This is a genomic window from Microbacterium aurantiacum, from assembly GCF_021654035.1.
Classification (GTDB): domain Bacteria; phylum Actinomycetota; class Actinomycetes; order Actinomycetales; family Microbacteriaceae; genus Microbacterium; species Microbacterium aurantiacum.
The window spans coordinates 706,843-724,076 of sequence record NZ_JAJPDW010000001.1 but is presented as its reverse complement, the minus strand read 5'-3'; the positions used below and the strand labels follow the sequence as shown (position 1 = coordinate 724,076).

Annotated in this window: 14 protein-coding genes; 8 read left to right on the top strand and 6 right to left on the bottom strand. The window is 70.6% G+C overall.

What is annotated here, in order from left to right; genetic code table 11:
- Positions 1-48 precede the first annotated feature (48 nt).
- The 3 genes from LTL01_RS03485 (at position 49) to LTL01_RS03475 (ending at position 5,655) form a co-directional block, all read left to right on the top strand.
- Positions 49-2,808: an efflux RND transporter permease subunit gene (locus tag LTL01_RS03485; RefSeq protein ID WP_236967421.1), complete on the top strand. Its 2,760-nt coding sequence runs from the start codon at positions 49-51 to the stop codon at positions 2,806-2,808.
- Complete coding sequence (locus LTL01_RS03480) at positions 2,805-4,934, top strand: YhgE/Pip domain-containing protein (RefSeq protein WP_236967420.1); 2,130 nt, start codon at positions 2,805-2,807, stop codon at positions 4,932-4,934. Before LTL01_RS03485 ends, LTL01_RS03480 begins: the two co-directional genes overlap by 4 nt.
- A gap of 76 nt (positions 4,935-5,010) precedes the next feature.
- The gene (locus tag LTL01_RS03475) at positions 5,011-5,655 is read left to right on the top strand and encodes a class I SAM-dependent DNA methyltransferase (RefSeq protein ID WP_236967419.1); all 645 of its coding nucleotides are present in this window, start codon (positions 5,011-5,013) and stop codon (positions 5,653-5,655) included.
- A 6-nt stretch (positions 5,656-5,661) separates the two neighbouring features.
- On the opposite strand, the gene ccsB is transcribed toward LTL01_RS03475, so the two are convergent.
- From ccsB to LTL01_RS03445, 6 genes are read right to left on the bottom strand one after another with little or no spacing between them, the layout of a single operon-like run.
- Complete coding sequence (ccsB, locus tag LTL01_RS03470) at positions 5,662-6,744, bottom strand: c-type cytochrome biogenesis protein CcsB (protein WP_236967418.1); 1,083 nt, start codon at positions 6,742-6,744, stop codon at positions 5,662-5,664.
- Positions 6,745-6,754: 10 nt separating this feature from the next.
- Positions 6,755-8,500, bottom strand: coding sequence for a cytochrome c biogenesis protein ResB (gene resB, locus LTL01_RS03465; protein WP_372461281.1), 1,746 nt, complete (start codon positions 8,498-8,500; stop codon positions 6,755-6,757).
- The gene (locus LTL01_RS03460; RefSeq protein WP_053548165.1) at positions 8,481-9,314 is read right to left on the bottom strand and encodes a cytochrome c biogenesis CcdA family protein; all 834 of its coding nucleotides are present in this window, start codon (positions 9,312-9,314) and stop codon (positions 8,481-8,483) included. The genes resB and LTL01_RS03460 overlap by 20 nt, the downstream gene beginning before the upstream one ends.
- Positions 9,311-9,916, bottom strand: coding sequence for a TlpA family protein disulfide reductase (locus LTL01_RS03455; protein ID WP_236967417.1), 606 nt, complete (start codon positions 9,914-9,916; stop codon positions 9,311-9,313). The genes LTL01_RS03460 and LTL01_RS03455 overlap by 4 nt, the downstream gene beginning before the upstream one ends.
- Positions 9,916-10,545 (bottom strand): histidine phosphatase family protein, encoded by a 630-nt coding sequence (locus tag LTL01_RS03450; protein ID WP_236967416.1) that lies wholly within the window; start codon positions 10,543-10,545, stop codon positions 9,916-9,918. The genes LTL01_RS03455 and LTL01_RS03450 overlap by 1 nt, the downstream gene beginning before the upstream one ends.
- A 9-nt stretch (positions 10,546-10,554) precedes the next feature.
- A complete protein-coding gene (locus LTL01_RS03445; RefSeq protein WP_236967415.1) occupies positions 10,555-11,565 on the bottom strand; it encodes a DUF368 domain-containing protein in 1,011 nt (336 codons plus the stop codon).
- A gap of 69 nt (positions 11,566-11,634) precedes the next feature.
- On the opposite strand from LTL01_RS03445, the gene aspS reads away from it, so the two are divergent.
- The 5 genes from aspS to LTL01_RS03420 all read left to right on the top strand — a co-directional run bounded on the left by aspS (position 11,635) and on the right by LTL01_RS03420 (position 17,212).
- Positions 11,635-12,975 carry an aspartate--tRNA(Asn) ligase gene (gene aspS / locus LTL01_RS03440; RefSeq protein ID WP_236967414.1) on the top strand — a complete coding sequence of 447 codons (1,341 nt, stop codon included), beginning with the start codon at positions 11,635-11,637 and terminating at the stop codon, positions 12,973-12,975.
- Between the two features lie 262 nt (positions 12,976-13,237).
- Positions 13,238-14,371 carry an ABC transporter substrate-binding protein gene (locus LTL01_RS03435; RefSeq protein WP_236967413.1) on the top strand — a complete coding sequence of 378 codons (1,134 nt, stop codon included), beginning with the start codon at positions 13,238-13,240 and terminating at the stop codon, positions 14,369-14,371.
- On the top strand, positions 14,368-15,306 hold the full coding sequence (locus LTL01_RS03430; protein ID WP_372461280.1) for an ABC transporter permease: 939 nt from the start codon (positions 14,368-14,370) through the stop codon (positions 15,304-15,306). The genes LTL01_RS03435 and LTL01_RS03430 overlap by 4 nt, the downstream gene beginning before the upstream one ends.
- A complete protein-coding gene (locus tag LTL01_RS03425) occupies positions 15,303-16,097 on the top strand; it encodes an ABC transporter permease (protein WP_236967412.1) in 795 nt (264 codons plus the stop codon). The genes LTL01_RS03430 and LTL01_RS03425 overlap by 4 nt, the downstream gene beginning before the upstream one ends.
- On the top strand, positions 16,094-17,212 hold the full coding sequence (locus tag LTL01_RS03420; RefSeq protein WP_236967411.1) for an ABC transporter ATP-binding protein: 1,119 nt from the start codon (positions 16,094-16,096) through the stop codon (positions 17,210-17,212). The genes LTL01_RS03425 and LTL01_RS03420 overlap by 4 nt, the downstream gene beginning before the upstream one ends.
- Positions 17,213-17,234: the final 22 nt, after the last annotated feature.

The window sequence follows — 17,234 nt, the reverse complement described above, 5'->3', positions numbered from 1 at the left end:
GTACCCCGAACACCGAACCCGAAACCTGATCCCTGAGCCGGAGGCGCTGTGTCCACCGTTCTGTATGCCCTCGGGCGCTGGTCCTATCGTCACCCCTGGCGCGTCCTGGCGAGCTGGCTGCTGATCCTGGTCCTGAGCGGTGGAGGTGCGGTGCTGTTCAACCAGGGCACCGACAACTCCTTCTCGATTCCGGGCACCGAGGCCGAGGCCGGTCTCGAGCAGCTGAACCGCACCTTCCCGGAGGTGAGCGGCACGAGCGCGCAGATCGTGGTGGTGTCCGCCGACGGAGAGACCGTGACCGAGGAGCCCTACCGCGGGGCGATCGAGGATGCCGTGGCCGACCTCGGCGACCTCGACGGCGTCGTCGGCGTCACCGACCCGTTCGACGAGCTCGTCACCGGGCTCGTGAACGAGGACGAGACCGCCGCGATCATCCGCCTCCAGTTCGAGGGCCAGCCCACCGAGGTCTCGGCGGAATCGACCGAGGCCCTCGAGCAGATCTCCGACGACCTCGCCGCCGCGCTTCCGGACGGCTCGCAGGTCGCCCTCGGCGGCGACCTCTTCGCCGCCTCCGTCCCCGGACTCACCATCACCGAGGTCGTCGGCGTCATCATCGCCCTCCTCGTGCTGATGGTGACCTTCCGCTCGTTCCTCGTCGCGGGCCTCCCCCTTGCGACCGCGATCATCGGCGTCGGCATCTCGATGGCCCTGATCCTCCTCGCGACCCTCGTCGCGACCGTGTCGTCGACCACCCCGCTCCTCGCCCTCATGCTGGGTCTCGCGGTGGGCATCGACTACGCCCTGTTCATCGTCGCCCGGCACCAGGACCAAGTCCGCTCCGGCATGGACCCGGAGGAGTCCGTCGCCCGCGCCACGGGGACCGCGGGGTCGGCGGTCGTCTTCGCCGGCGTCACGGTGCTCATCGCCCTCATCGGCCTGTCGTTCGCCAACATCCCGTTCCTGACGACGATGGGCATCGCGGCATCCGTCGCCGTCGCCATCGCCGTCGCGGTCGCCATCACCCTCACCCCCGCCCTCCTCGGTTTCGTCCGCGGGCGGGTCGTCGGCTGGAAGCGACGGACGCCGCGCCGCACGCGTCGCGTGCACAAGACCAACCGGTGGGTGATGACCGTCACCCGCCACCCGCTCATCACGACGATCGCGGTGGTCCTGGGTCTCGGGATCCTCGCCATCCCGTCGACGAGCCTCGCGCTCGCGCTCCCGAACGGTGGCGTGCAGCCGGAGGGCACCGCCGTCCGCGAGAGCTACGACCTGGCGGCGGAGGAGTTCGGTCCCGGCTTCAACGGCCCGCTCATCATGACGGGCACGATCGTCACCTCCACCGACCCGCTCGGGCTGATGGAGGATCTCGCCGCCGAAGTCGAGAAGGTGCCCGGCGTGAAGGAGGTCGCCCTCGCCACCCCGAACGCGACCGCCGACACGGGCATCATCCAGATCGTCCCCACCACCGCCCCCGACGACCCCGAGACCGCCGAACTCGTGCGCGCTCTCCGCGACCTCGCGCCGGAACTCGCCGACGAATACGGCGTCGACCTCGTCGTCACCGGCTTCACCGCGGTCGCGATCGACATCTCCGACCGCCTCGGGGCTGCACTCCTCCCCTTCGGGATCTTCGTGGTCGGGCTGTCGTTCATCCTGCTGATGATCGTGTTCCGCTCCATCGCGGTGCCGCTGACGGCTGCCCTCGGCTACCTGCTGTCGGTCGTCGCGGCGTTCGGCATCGTCGCCGCGGTCTTCGAGTGGGGCTGGTTCGCCGACCTCCTCCACGTCGGACGGGTGGGTCCGGTCATCAGCTTCATGCCGATCATCCTCATGGGCGTGCTCTTCGGGCTCGCCATGGACTACCAGGTCTTCCTCGTCTCCCGGATGCGGGAGGACTACGTCCACGCCCTCCGCGCCCGCCGCGGCCGCGCTCCCCGCGAGACCGCGATCGGCGCGGTGCGCTCCGGCTTCACCGCCTCCGCGCGCGTGGTGACCGCCGCAGCGCTCATCATGTTCGCCGTCTTCGCCGCGTTCGTGCCCGAGGGCGACTCGTCGATCAAGCCGATCGCGCTGGGGCTGGCCGCCGGCATCGCCCTCGATGCGTTCGTGGTGCGCATGACGCTGATCCCGGCACTCATGACCCTGCTCGGCGACAAGGCGTGGTGGATGCCGCGCTGGCTCGACAGGATCCTCCCGCACTTCGACATCGAGGGAGAGGCCGTCGAGCGCGAGCTCTCGCTCACCGACTGGCCGGAGCGCGACACGACGGCCACGGTGGTCGCCGACGACCTCGGCGTCGCGGACGACGGGCACCCCGTGTACGCCGGCGCGAGCTTCCGCCTCGAGCCCGGCGAGGACCTCGTCGTGACCGCGGAGGCTCCGATCACCGCGCGGGCACTGCTCTTGACCGTCGCCGGACGCCTCGCCCCCACCGACGGGCGCCTCCGGGTCGCCGGCCACCTGCTCCCCGAGCGGGCGGCATGGGTCCGCGCCCACGTCGGCGTCGCCCTGCTCCGCGACGCCGACGATCCGGTGGGCGAGATCGCCCGAGCCCTGCGGGGACGCACCTCCGTGGTCGTCATCGACGGTCTCGATTCCCTGCCCCCGGGCCCGCACCTCGACCGGGTCGCCGCGCTGCTACGCGACGCCGCCGGCACCTCCTTCGTGATCTCCGCGCGCGACACCCGCTTCGCCACGGCGCTCCTCGACGACGCCGGTCGCCGCGGAGCCACGATCCTCGACCTCTCGTCCGCCGGCTCCGCCGCCCGCACGGCGCCGCGTGACCTGAACGGAGTCCTCGCATGACCCTGCCCCTCGAACGCGCCCGCTCCCGCAGGCCCGTCACCTGGCTGACCGTCATCGGCGTCATGCTGCTGCCGGTCGTGATCGGCGGCATCCTCGTCGCCGCGCTCTACAACCCCACCGAACGGCTCGACGCCATCACCGCCGCCGTCGTCAACGACGACGAGCCGGTGACCATCGACGACCAGCTCGTCCCGCTCGGTCGCCAGCTCACGTCGGGGCTCGTCGAGGGCTCCGATGAGCTCGACAGCAACCTCACCTGGGTCATCACCAACGACGAGGATGCCGCGACCGGCCTCGCCGACGGCGCATACGCCGCGGTCATCACGATCCCGGAGAACTTCTCCGCCGCCGCCACCTCCACCCAGCCGGGCGAGACGCCGGAGCGCGCGGTGATCGAGGTGCAGACGCCGCCGGACAGCCGTCTCGTCGACGACGCGATCACCGCGCAGGTCGCCCAGGCTGCCGCCGCGGCGACCGGCCAGCAGCTGTCGGAGATCTACCTCGAGAACGTCTTCCTCGGCTTCACCACACTCGGCGACCAGCTGGGCGACGCCGCTGACGGCGCCGGTGAACTCGCCGACGGTGCGGGCGAGGCCGCCGACGGCGCGATCTCCCTCGCCGACGGCATCGCCGAGCTCGCGAGCGGCGCCGGCCAGCTGGCCGGGGCGGCGAACCAGATCGGTGGCGGGGCCTCCGAGATCGCGACCGGCGCGGGCGGCCTCGCCGACGGCGCCGGACAGCTCGCGGACGGTGCCGCGCTCTCGGCATCCGGTCTGCAGGAGCTCTCGACCGGCGCGAGCGATCTCGCCGCCGGGATGGTCCCGCTCAACAACGGTCTGACGCAGATCGCCGACGGGATCGCCGCGTCTCCGCAGCTGCCGTCGGAGGTCGTCGACGCCGCCAACGCGCTCGCCGCGAACAGCGCCGCCATCCAGCAGACACTCGAAGCGAGCGTCGCGGAGCTGGGGCAGGCCGCAGCCGACTGCGCGGCATCCGGAACCGCACCGGAGATCTGCGCGGCACTGGACCAGGCGTCCCTCCGCGCGCAGGAAGCCCTCCCCGAAGCGATCGCGATCCTCGGACAGTCCGATCAGATCGCCGCCGGCGTCGAAGGCATCGCCGCCCTCCCCCAGGTCGGGGCGAGCCTGCAGCAGATCGCCGGCGGATACGGGGCGATCACCGGCGGCATCAACGACCTCGCCGCCGGCGCGAACGACGCCGCGGGCGGACTCCGACAGCTCTCCGGCGGCGCGAACGAGCTGTCGTCCGGCGCCGGCGCGCTCGCCTCGGGGGCGAACACCTTCGCCTCCGGCGCGAACGAGTGGGCCGCGGGCACGCAGACGTGGGCCGCGGGCGCGGGAACCGCCGCGACAGGTGCTCGAGACCTCGGCGACGGCATCGGTCAGCTCGCCGGCGGTACCGACACGCTCGCGTCGGGCCTCGCCGAGGCCGCGGACGCCCTGCCGAGCTACACCGACAGCGAGGCGACCGACCTGGCCTCCGTGGTCGCGGATCCGGTCAGCGCCGAGGGGACGGGCACGTCGCTCTTCGGCGCCGCCGCGGTGCCGCTCCTGGCGACCCTCGCCCTGTGGTTCGGCGGCGTCGGCACGTTCATCGCCCTGCAGGCGGTGTCGCGCCGCGCGCTGACCTCCCGCGCACCGTCGGCGGTCCTCGCCGGACGCCAGTTCCTCCCCGCCGCGGGGGTCGGTGCGGTGCAGGGCTTCCTGGTCGCCGCCGTCGTGCAGACCGCCGCATCGTACACGTGGGGCGAGTGGGCGGTGTTCGCGGGCGTCTGCGTCGTCGCCGGTGTCGCCTTCGCCGCGGTGAACCAGGCGTTCGTCGCCGTCCTCGGGGGCGCCGGCCGCTGGGTCGCCGCGCTCGTGGGGGTTCTGGCCGTCGCCACCGGAATCGTCTCGACGATCCCCGGCGTGCTGGCGGATGTCGCAAGCCTCCTCCCGACAGCTCCCGCCTACGCGGCGATGCTCTCGGCGTTCACCCCCGCCGAGGGCCTCGGCGCCGGGATCGCGGGCCTGGTCATCTGGGCGATCCTCGCCTTCATCGCCAGCACCCTCGCGGTGGTCCGAAAGCGCACCACCTCCGCCCGCGCGGTCCTCGCGGAGGCGTAGCCCGTACGCACGGAACGAGAAGAGGGCCCCGGGCGTCACGCTCGGGGCCCCTCCTCTTGCGCCGTAGGCTCTGCGCATGGACGCCCATCGCGAGGCCACCCGCGCCGCCTACGACACAGTTGCGTCCGCCTACGCGAACGCCCTCCCCGATCTGTCCTACGAGGCTCCGCTCGATCGCGCGATGATCACCGAGGTCGTTCGGGAACTCCCGGAGCGGGCGTCGCTCCTCGACGCGGGCTGCGGCACGGGCCGACTTCTCGCCCACCTGCGCGAGCAGCACCCGTCGCTCCGCCTTGTCGGCGTCGATCTCTCGGAGGGGATGCTCGCAGAGGCTTCACGGGCAACCTCGGACGTCGAACTTGCGCGCGCCGATCTGGCCGCCCTCCCGTTCGAGGATGCCCGTTTCGATGCGGTGGTCGCGTGGTACTCCGTGATCCACACACCGACCGATGGTCTGGGCAACATCTTCCGCGAGCTCGCACGGGTGTCGATCCCGGGCGCCGTCATCCTCGTGGCATTCCAGGTCGGGTCAGGCGAACGAACCGTTCGGCGGGCGTACGGTCGCGAGGTGTCCCTGACCGCTCACCTTCACATGCCGTCGGACGTCGAGTCGGTGCTGGACAGCGTCGGCTTCCAGCGGGAAGCGAGCCTGGTCCGCGCTCCGCGGGCGACCGAGGCGCACAGCCAGGCGATCCTGTTGGCGCGCAGGCGGCTCGGCTGAAGCGGGTCAGCTGAGGCCGGAGTAGGCGTGCAGGCCCTTGAAGAACATGTTCACGATCGTGAAGTTGAACAGCACCGCGGTGAAGCCGATGATCGACAGCCACGCCGACCGCGAGCCGCGCCAGCCGCGGGTCGCACGAGCGTGGATGTAGCCGGCGTAGAGGACCCAGATGACGAAGGTCCAGACTTCCTTCGTGTCAAAGCCCCAGTAGCGGCCCCACGCGTCGTTCGCCCAGATGGACCCGGCGATGAGCGTGAAGGTCCAGAAGATGAACCCGACGATCGCGAAGCGGTAGGCGAGGGACTCCAGCGCGTCCGCACTCGGGAGCGTCCGGAGGAAGCGCGGTCCGGTCGACACGGCTCCGTCCGAGCCCACGGCACCCACCGCGGCGATCGCACGCCGCTCGCGACGGCCCTGCATGAGCTGCAGCACCGACAGCCCGAATGCGAGGGCGAACAGCGCGGTCGCGAGGGTGGCGACGAAGACGTGGATGACGAGCCACACGCTCTTCAGCGGATCGGCGAGGGGCACGACCTCGACGTAGAACGACAGCGTGGCGCCGCCGAGGAGCAGCACCGTCATTCCCGTGATGAGGGAGCCGAGGAAGCGCAGGTCGAAACGGAAGAGCGCCGTGAGGTACACCGCAACGATGAGGAGGGTGCCGGTGAGGGCGAACTCGTACATATTCGACCACGGCACGCGCTCGGCGGCGACGCCGCGCCCGATCGTGGCGGCGAGGTGGAAGAGGAAGCCGATGACGGTCAGAACCGTCCCGAGGCGCGCCCAGAGCTGCTTGGTCCGCGCCGAGACGGGGGCGTTGAGCGCCTTCTCGGCCACCCGCTGGCTCTCCCGCACCTGCGCGAGGGTCTCTCCCGCGGATGCCGCGCCCGCCGAAGCAGACGCCACACCGGCGCCGACGAGCTCACGCTCGCGTTCGCTCTCGCGGACGCGGGCGTCCTGCATCTCGATCGCGACGGCCGAGCGGCGCGCGAGGTCGATCGCGTACGCGATGAAGGCCAGGGCGTAGACGGCGATCGCGGTCCACACGAGGAGCACCGAGATCGAGTCGAGGGCGAGGGCGTCGGGCATGGTTCCCAGTCTACGTGCGGGGCGGAGCACCCTCTCCGGCGGAGAGGGACTGCCCGTGGGCGTCGGCGAACTGGTCCACGGCCTGGTTCAGACCGGGGTCCTCGCCGCGGGCGAGGCCGGCGTAGTGCACGGTGACGCGGTCGCCGTCGGCGGTCGCCTTCACCCACATGCGCCGGCGCGGGACGAACAGGGCGGCGAGCAGCCCGCCGGTGGCGAGCATCGCAAAGATCAGCACCCACGTCGCCGCGGCATCCCGGTGGATCGAGAGCGACACGTAGCGCTTCACCGCACCCTCGTACCCCTCGGCGCCTTCGGGCGCCTCGGACTCGAAGGTCACCGATCCCCGGCCGCCCGGGAGCTCGGCGGTCTGCCCCGGCGCGAGCTCGAGGGTCGGCGCCTCCGCCTCGGCGTCGCGGCCCGCGATGGGGGTCATGTCGGATGGGTCGAGGGTGTAGACCGAGCGGGGTGTGCCGTCGTCGATCCCGAGATCACCCTCGTAGACCTCGAGCGTCACGACCGGGTTGATCAGTGCGGGGTAGCTGGACGTGAACGCGCCCGAAGCCAGCTGCACCTGGGTGGGATAGAAGAAGCCGACCATGCCGAGCTGTTCGGGCATCCCGTCCGGTACCTTGATGACCCCGAGCGAGGTCATGAAGCTGTCCTGCGGCAGGAACGGCACCGGCTCGGAGAAGACGACGTCGCCCTCGCCGTTGCGGATCGTGATGGTCGGCGCGTAGCCGTTGCCCATCAGGTAGACCCGGTCGCCGTCGATGTCGAGCGGCTCGTTGACACGCACCTCGGCGGGCTCCGCAGCCTCGCCGGGGCGCTCGGTGGTGAGGTTCGCGACGAAGTCGCCGGCCTGACCCGCACCCGGCTCGCCGAGCGGCTGGTAGGTGACGTCGAATCGGTCGAGCGTCAGCGCGTACGGGGCGAGGGCCTCCTCGTCGACGAAGCGCCCCGGGTTGAAGGAGGTGTAGTCGAGGAGGGTGTTGACGAACGAACGCCCCTCGATGATCACCGTCTGCCCGGTGTACGTGAACCCCCCGCCGAGGCCGACCGCGATGAGCACACCCACGAGCGCGCCGTGGAACACGAGGTTGCCGGTTTCGCGCAGGTATCCGCGCTCGGCCGAGACCGACACGCTCCCCCGCCCGTCGTATCGCTCGACGCGGTAGCCCGCGCGCCGCAGCTGGCGCGCGGCGCTGTCGACGGCCGCTTCGGCTCGGGCCGCGGCATCCGATCCCGCGGGGACCTCGAGGGTCTCCGACCGGAAGGCCGCCAGACGCTCGAGGCGTGCGGGCGTGCGCGGCGGACGCGAACGGAGCGCTTTCCAGTGGTGCTTCGTGCGCGGGATCACGCAGCCGATGAGCGAGATGAACAGCAGGATGTAGATCGCCGAGAACCACGGCGACGTGTAGACGTCGAACAGGCTCAGGTCGTCGAGGATCGGCGCGAGGTCCGGGTTGTCGGCGAAGTACTGCGTGACGCCGTTCGGGTCGGCCCCGCGCTGCGGGACGAGCGAACCCGGAACCGCGGCGATGGCGAGAAGGAGGAGCAGCAGCAGCGCCGTCCGCATCGACGTCAGCTGTCGCCAGCCCCAGCGGAGCCACCCGACGACGCCGAGGCGCGGCTGGGTGATGTCGTCGCCGTCGGATGCCGCACTGTCGGCGTGGTCCGAGGGGCGACCCTCGAGCGTCTCGCGACGACCATCGGCGTCGGCGCGGACCCCGTCGAGGTCAGATCGGGAGCGGGACACTGAGGAACACCCCCTGTAGCTGCGCCATGAGCGCGGTCCAGACCCCGGTCACCATGAGCAGGCCGAGGACGATGAGCAGACCGCCGCCGAGGAGGTTCACGGTGCGGATGTGGCGGCGGAGGAACGACACCGAGCGCGTCGCCCAGCCGAAGCCGAGGGCGAGGAGCACGAACGGGATGCCGAGCCCGAGCGAATAGGCGAGGCCGAGCACCGCGCCGCGTGCGACCGAGCCGGAGTCGAACGACATCCCGAGGATGACCGCGAGGGTCGGCCCGATGCAGGGCGTCCACCCGATGCCGAGCGCGATCCCGAGGAGCGGCGCGCCCGCGAGTCCGACGCCCCCGCGCACCTGCGGACGCAGTGTGCGCTGCGCCATCCCGAAGACGCCGATGAAGACGAGGCCGAGGGCGATGATGACGACGCCGAGGATGCGGGTGATGACGTCCTGGTACTCGATGAGGAAGCGTCCGAGCGTCCCGCCGAGCATCGCGACGCTGACGAAGACCAGGGTGAACCCGGCGATGAAGAGCACCACGCCCCACAGGAGCCGCCCGCGCGAGCCGTCGGGCTCGGGGGTGACCGTGCCGGGCGATCCCGCCGCTTCGGCACCGGGTGCGGCATCCGTCGCTCCGGGGCCCGTACCGACGGCGACCCGGGCCCCCCGACGCGGGGCGACAGCCCCGCCGAGGAAGCCGAGGTATCCGGGCACGAGCGGGAGGACGCAGGGCGAGAGGAACGAGACGAGCCCGGCGAGGACCGCGATCGGGATCGCGAGCAGCAGCGTGCCGTCGGCGACGATCGCGGCGATGTTCACGCTTCGTCCCGGGTGTCGCGGACGAGGGTCTCTAGGATCGATGCGTCGCTGATCTGTCCGATGAGGCGCGCGGCGACCCGACCGTCACGATCGAGGACGAGCGTGACCGGCACCGCGTTCAGCGGCGTCTCGCCCGCGAACGCGAGCTTGATCGAGCCGTCGACGGTGGTGAGCGCGCTCGGGTACTCGATGCCGTAGGTCTCGGCGAAAGCCTGGGACGCCTCGGCGCCGTCGTAGAGGTTCACGCCGAGGAAGTCGACGCCGTCGTCGCGGAAGCTCTCGTGCACCTCGGCGAGCTCGGGGGCCTCGACCCGGCAGGGCGCGCAGGCGGCGTACCAGAAGTTCACGACCAGCACCTCTCCCGCGTAGTCGGCGCTCGTCGCGGTCTCGCCGTTGTCGAGCACCGCCTCGAACTCGATCGGGTTGGTGCGATCGGCCTCGGGGATCTCGACGACGCGGAAGCCGTCGGCGGCGATGAAGCCCTTGTTGTCACCCTCGCGGTACTGCTCGGCCAGGGGATCGCTCGTGCACGCGGCGAGTCCCGCCGCAAGCGTCAGAGCGAGGACGGATGCCGCCGCCCGCCGCCACCGGTTCGTCGTCATCACACCGCTCCCACATCGACCGCGCCCGCGGTGGACGCGGGCTCGGCGTACGACACCTCGGCCCACTGCCCGGGGCCGCCTTCCAAACTCGTCACGCTCGACAGCGCGCAGCGACGCCGCCGCGGATCGTGCCGGAGCGGCTCGCCCTCGACCCACAGGTGGGTGATCCAGATCGGCAGCTGGTGGGAGACGATCACCACGTCGCCGCCTTCGGCGTCGTTCCAGGCATCCGTCATCGCCGCGTCCATGCGGGAGATGACCTGCGCGTACGGCTCGCCCCACGACGGCAGGGCGGGACGGCTGAGGTGCCGCCAGTTCAGCGGGTTCATCATCGCCCGCTTCATACGGCGGCCCTCGAAGACGTTGGTCGGCTCGATCACGCGCTCGTCGATGCGCGGGTCGATTCCGAAGGTCGCGGTGAACGGCTCCGCCGACTCGCGGGTGCGCTGGAGCGGCGAGCACACCAGCGTCGTCACGGGGCGATCGAGTTCCTTCACCCAGGCCGCGGCATCCGCCGCCATCCGGCGTCCGTCCTCGCTCAGGCCGAATCCGGGGAGGCGGCCGTAGAGCACTCGCCCGGGATTGAAGACCTCCCCGTGGCGTACGAGATGGAGGCGTTCGGCGGGCACGGGTCCAGTCTACGTCGGCGTGTTCTGGGGGTCGCCTGAGTGGGCGGCATCCGTGCGCTTCTGGAGGCCCCGCTCGACGAAGAGGAGTGCGACGACCGCCGCCGCACCGACCAGCGCGAGGAGGATGGGACCGGCGACCGGATCGTAGGGGGCGACCAGCTCGCCGACGCCGTGGTCCTCGCCCGGCGGGAGCGCCTGCCAGGGCCAGAGGGCGCGGAGCGAGCCGAGCATGAGGCCGGCCATCGCGAGCAGCGTGAAGCGGCGGTAGTGCTCCAGCATCCACTTCATGACGCGGACGATCGTGACGAGGCCCACGATCGCGCCGAGCGCGAAGACGGCGAGATATCCCCAGTCACGGTCGGCGACAGCGCGGAGCGTCGGCGAGTACAGCCCGATCGCGAGGAGGAAGAAGGATCCCGAGACACCGGGCACGACGAGCGCGCACACGGCGATCGCGGCGGCGATGAACACCAGCCAGACCGGGGGGTCGACCACGAGCGAACCGCCGGCGAAGTCGATCGAGGCGTAGGCGAGAAAGGCGGCGCCGACGAACACGATGACGCCGCGTGCGTGCGAAGCGAGCGTGCGCCGGACGCGCGGGATCAGCTGCAGCGGCACGATGATACTTGCCGCGACGAGGCCGAAGAAGAGGCCGCGCGAGAGCTCGGCGTTGCCGGAGACGAAGGCTTCGACGAATCCGGCGAGGGTGAGCACCATCGCCGCCATGCCGCCGACGACGGGGATGATGAGCCACAGGTCGACCGCGCGGATCTCGGCGAGGAATCCCGCGCGCCGGTCGGGTCCGAAGATCAGGCGCTTCACCGCCGACACGACGTGCGCGGCGGCGTCGATGAGGCGCTCGTAGACGCCGGTGATGAGGGCGACGGTTCCGCCGGAGATCCCCGGGATCAGCTCCGCCATCCCGATGAGCGCACCACGGAGGGCGTTCAGCAGAACAGTGGGGAGGGCGACCAGGAAGGAAGGGGAGGTCCGAGGCGGCGTCGCGGCAGGCGTCGTCATGCGTCCAGAGTACGGCCTGGATCCGCACGGACCCGGCGCGCGGCATCCCCCCGCGTAGACTGTGGCCTCGTGAGTGAACGCGTTCTGGTGAAGCAGCTGCAATCGCGGGCCGACGGCCCGGTGTCCGTGTCGGGGTGGGTCGAAACCGTCCGTGACCAGAAGAAGGTGCAGTTCGTCATCCTGCGCGATGAGACCGGCGCGGTGCAGCTGGTCAATCCGGCGACGCGTCCGGCCGAGGACGGCACGGAGCAGGATGCCGCGGCTTTGGCCCTCACCGACACCATCTCGAACCTCGCCACGGGCACCTTCCTCACGGTGCAGGGCGAACTCAAGCACGACGAGCGCGTGAAGCTCGGCGGCGTCGAGATCAAGATCGGCGGGCTCGACATCGCCGCGGCAGCGCTCCCCGAGACCCCGATCGCCGCGGACTCGGGCCTCGACAAGCGCATGGACTGGCGCTTCCTCGACCTGCGCCAGCGCCGCAACAACCTCATCTTCCGCGTGCAGACGACGCTCGAGCACGCCATGCGCACCTACTGGATCGAGCGCGACTACATCGAGGTGCACTCCCCCAAGCTCATGGCGAGCCCGTCGGAGTCCAACGCCGAGCTGTTCGAGGTGCCCTACTTCGAGGAGAAGACGGCCTACCTCGCGCAGAGCCCGCAGTTCTTCAAGCAGATGGCGCAGGTTGCCGGCTTCGGGAAGATCTTCGAGATCGCCCCCGCCTTCCGCGCCGATCCCTCGTTCACCTCGCGTCACGCGACGGAGTTCACCTCCATCGACGCCGAGATCAGCTGGGTCGAGTCCCACGAGGACGTCGCGCGCATGCAGGAGGAGCTCCTGCAGACCGCCATCCGCGCGGTGAAGGACAAGCACGGCGACGAGATCCAGGAGCTCTTCGGGCTCGAGATCGTCGTCCCCGAGGCCCCCTTCCCCCGCATCCCCCTCGCCGAGGCGCGCGAGATCGTCGCCGCCCGCGGGTACGACATCCCGCGCACCGACGGCGACCTCGACCCCGAGGGCGAGCGCCAGATCGCCGCGCACGTGCAGGAGACCTTCGGGCACCAGTTCGTCTTCATCACCGACTACCACCCCGAGATCCGCGCGTTCTACCACATGCGCGACGAGGAGACCGGGCTGACGAAGTCGTACGACCTGCTGTTCAACGGAGTCGAGATCACCACCGGCGCGCAGCGCGAGCACCGCGTGGACGTCCTCATCGAGCAGGCCAAGGAGAAGGGTCTCGACCCCGAGCACCTGGACTTCTACCTCGACTTCTTCCGTTACGGCGCCCCGCCGCACGGCGGATTCGGCATGGGCCTCGCCCGCGTGCTGATGCTGCTGCTCGGCCAGGACTCGATCCGCGAGGTCACCTACCTCTTCCGCGGACCGACGCGCCTCGCTCCCTGACGCGCGCTACCGCACGAGAACAGGCGATCCCCCCGGAACAGGACGTTCCGACGGGGATCGTCCTGTTTTCAGAGGATCGCCTGTCTCGGCGGCGCCGCTCACCGACACCGGCGGTCCGGCATCCGCGCACCGTTCGTCAGCCTTCGCTCACCATCCGTTCACCCGCTTCGACCTGGCCCGTCACCTCTCGGCCGTACGGTCCTCTCGTCCCGCGCACCCGGGCGCTCTGCGCCTCCGCGGCACTCACCCGAGAGGAACCCCCATGCACACAACCTTCGCCCGCCGGCTGTTCGTCGGCGCCGCGGCGACCGCAATCGCCGCGCTGACCCTGTCCGGCTGCGCCGGCGCGGATGCCGCCACCGGCGGTGACACGGGTATCGACGCGTCGACCGCGACGAGCCTGTCCGACTTCGGTACCTTCGAAGACCTCGAGGCCGCCGCCAAGGCCGAGGGCGCGCTCAACGTCATCGCCCTTCCCCGCGACTGGGCCAACTACGGCGAGATCATCGACCTGTTCAAGAGCCGCTACCCCGAGATCACGGTCAACGAGCAGTCGCCCGACATCTCCAGCGCCGAAGAGATCCAGGCGGCCCAGACGAACGAGGGCCTCGACACCGCCCCGGACGTCTTCGACCTCGGCCTCACGGTCGCGCTGCAGAACACGGACTGGTTCGCTCCCTACCAGGTGCAGACGTGGGACGACATCCCCGACGCCCTGAAGGAGCCCAGCGGCCTGTTCGTCGGCGACTACGGCGGATACATGTCCGTCGGCTTCGACTCCGACCGCTACGACGCCCCCGCATCCCTCGACGACCTCCTCGGCGACGACTACCGCGGGGCGGTCGCGATCAACGGCGACCCGACGCAGGCGGGTGCCGCCTTCGCCGCGGTCGGCATGGCGACGGTGCAGTCGGACGGAACGCTGGACGACTTCCAGCCCGGAATCGACTTCTTCTCCGAGCTGAACACCGCCGGCAACATGCTGAAGGTCGACGTCACCAGCGCGACCGTCGCGAGCGGCGAGACCCCCGTCGTCTTCGACTGGGACTACCTGAACGCGGCGCACCAGAGCGCGAACCCCGCGTGGGAGGTCGTCGTATTCCCGGGCGTCGGCTACGCCGGCTACTACAACCAGGCCATCAACCGCGACGCGCCGAACCCCGCCGCCGCGCGTCTGTGGCAGGAGTTCTTGTACAGCGACGAGGTCCAGAACCTGTGGCTCAAGGGCGGCGCCCGCCCGGTGCGCATGGAGGCGATGATCGAGGCCGGCACGATCGACCAGGCCCTCGCCGACGCGCTTCCGGAGGCTCCCGCCGAGACCGTAGTGCCGACCGAGACCCAGAGCGCGGATGCCGGCACCCTGCTCGGCGAGAAGTGGGCAGCCGCGGTCCAGTGACCTCGACCGTCGACGCCGCTCCCCTCCCGGAGCGCCTGACCGGACCCGCCGCATCGGAGCCCACCGCTCCGGTGCGGCGGGCCGCCGCATCCGCCCCCTGGGCAGCTCTCGGCCTCGTTCCGTTCGCCGCCTACCTCCTGCTCTTCCTCCTTCTGCCCACCGTCCTCGCCATCGGCTCCGGTCTGTTCGACAGCGCGGGCGACGTCACGCTCGCCAACGTCGCGGCCCTCGGCGACCCCGTCATCCTGCGGACGTTCGCCAATTCGGCGTGGATCTCCGCGCTCACCGCGGTGATCGGCGCCGTTGTCGGCGGTCTGGTCTGCTACGCGCTGCTCGGCCTCTCCGAGAACGGGACGACCCGGACGATGGTGGATGCCGCATCCGGTGTGCTCGCACAGTTCGGCGGCGTCATGCTGGCGTTCGCGTGGATCGCCACGATCGGCATCCAGGGCGTCGTCACTCGTCTGCTCTGGGACGTCTTCGGAATCGACATCTTCGCGAACGGCGCGTGGATCTACGCTCTTCCGGGACTGATCCTCCCCTACATCTACTTCCAGGTTCCGCTGATGGTCATCACCTTCATGCCGGCCATGTCCGCGCTGAAGCCGCAGTGGGCCGAGGCAAACCTGACCCTCGGTGGCACCCGCGCGGGGTTCTGGCGCCACATCGGGTTCCCCGTCCTGGCACCGTCGTTCCTCGCCAGTCTCCTGCTGCTGTTCGCCAACGCCTTCTCGTCCTATGCGACGGCGGCGGCGCTGGCGAGCCAGGGATCCCAGATCGTGCCGTTGCAGATCCGTACGGCCCTCACCAGCGAGACCGTGCTCGGCCGCGAAAACCTCGCAGGCGCGCTCGCCCTCGGAATGATCATCGTCGTCGCCGTGGTCATGTGGGGCTACTCGATCATCCAGCGTCGCGCGGCGCGGTGGCAGTCATGAGGGGCATCGCACCGTCCCCCGCGACCCGCTGGGTCATCGCCGTGGTGGTGGGCCTCTTCTTCGCCGTTCCGCTGTTGTCGACGCTGCTGTTCACGCTCACCACCCGGGACGCAGCATTCACGGCTGATCGGTGGCTGGGGCTGTTCGATCCGGCCAATGCGGGGCTGTACGCCCCGATCTGGGTCGGTGTGACGAACTCGCTGATCCTGTCGGTCGTCACGGTGGTGATCGTCCTGTTCATCCTCGCGCCGACGATGGTGCTGGTCGCCCTCCGGTTCCCGAAGCTGCGGCGACCGTTCGAGTTCGTGGCGCTCCTGCCGATCACGATCCCGGCGATCGTCCTGGTCGTAGGGCTCGCGCCGGTGTACCTCCAGATCGGACGCACCCTGGGCACCGGTGCGTGGACGTTGGCGTTCGCCTACGGGATCCTCGTGCTCCCGTTCGCCTACCGCTCCATCCAGGCATCGATCGACGCGGTCGACCTCACCACACTGTCCGAGGCGGCCCGCACCCTCGGGGCGAGCTGGCCGAGTGTGCTGCTCCACGTCATCGCACCGAACCTGCGTCAGGGACTGCTGGCCGCATCCCTCATCTCCGTCGCCGTCGTGTTGGGTGAATTCACGATCGCGTCGCTTCTCAATCGTCAGGTCTTCCAGACCGGCATCCTCCTCGTCAGCAGGATCGACGCCTACGCATCGGCAGTCTTCACCCTGATCGCCCTTGCGTTCGCCTTCCTGCTGCTTCTGATCATCGGCCGCGCCGTGCGCGCGGGCGGAAGGAGATCATCATGACCACGGCCGACACCCCGCCCCGCACGCTCCCCTCGACCTCGGACAACCAGCTGCTCGCCGACGCCGGCGAGGGTACGCGCGTCGAGTTCCGAGGGCTGGTCAAGGACTACGGCACCACACGGGTCCTGCACGGGCTCGACCTCGACATCGCACCCGGCGAATTCGTGTCGCTGCTCGGGCCGTCCGGGTGCGGGAAGACCACCGCGTTGCGTGTGCTGGCGGGGCTGGAGGCGGCGACGGAAGGGTCGGTGCGCCTCGGCGACGTCGACGTGTCGCGGGTCCCGACGAATCGGCGCGACATCGGCATGGTATTCCAGTCGTACTCCCTCTTCCCGCACCTGCGCGTGCTCGACAACGTCGCCTTCGGCCTGCGCCGTCGCGGAATGCGCAAGAAGGATGCCGCGCGACGCGCGACCGATGCCCTCGACCTCGTGGGGCTCGACCATCTCGCCGAGCGGTTCCCCCACCAGCTCTCGGGCGGCCAGCAGCAGCGCGTCGCGCTGGCCCGGGCCCTCGTGACCGAACCTCGGGTGCTTCTCCTCGACGAGCCCCTCTCGGCACTGGACGCAAAGGTGCGCGTTCAGCTGCGCGATGAGATCCGGCGCATCCAACTGCGCCTGGGCATCACCACAGTGTTCGTCACGCATGACCAGGAGGAGGCACTGGCGGTGTCGGACCGGATCGCAGTGATGGAGCGGGGCCGCATCGAGCAGGTCGGCACCCCGGAGGATCTCTACCTGCGCCCCGCATCCGCGACCGTCGCGGCGTTCGTGGGCGTGTCCAGCGTCGTCCCCGGCCTCGCCGCCGGCGACCGTGTCGAGGTGTGGGGACGTTCGCTGCCGCTGCACACGCCCGGACTGAACGGCGATGTCGAGGTGTTCCTCCGTCCCGAGAACGTCCTGCTCGTCGCACCCGACGGGCCCTCGGGCATCGACGCCACGGTCCAGGAGAGCACCTTCATGGGCAACTTCCGCCGGACACTCGTGCGGACGGCGGACGGTGCGCTCGTACGCGTGCAGCACTCGGCATCCGATCACCTCGAATATGCCGAGGGTGTGCGGATCGAGCTGGCCGCCGTCCCGGTGGCGGCCCGTGCCAGGACGGCCACCACCTGAGCCTCACCTTCGGGCTCCCCGA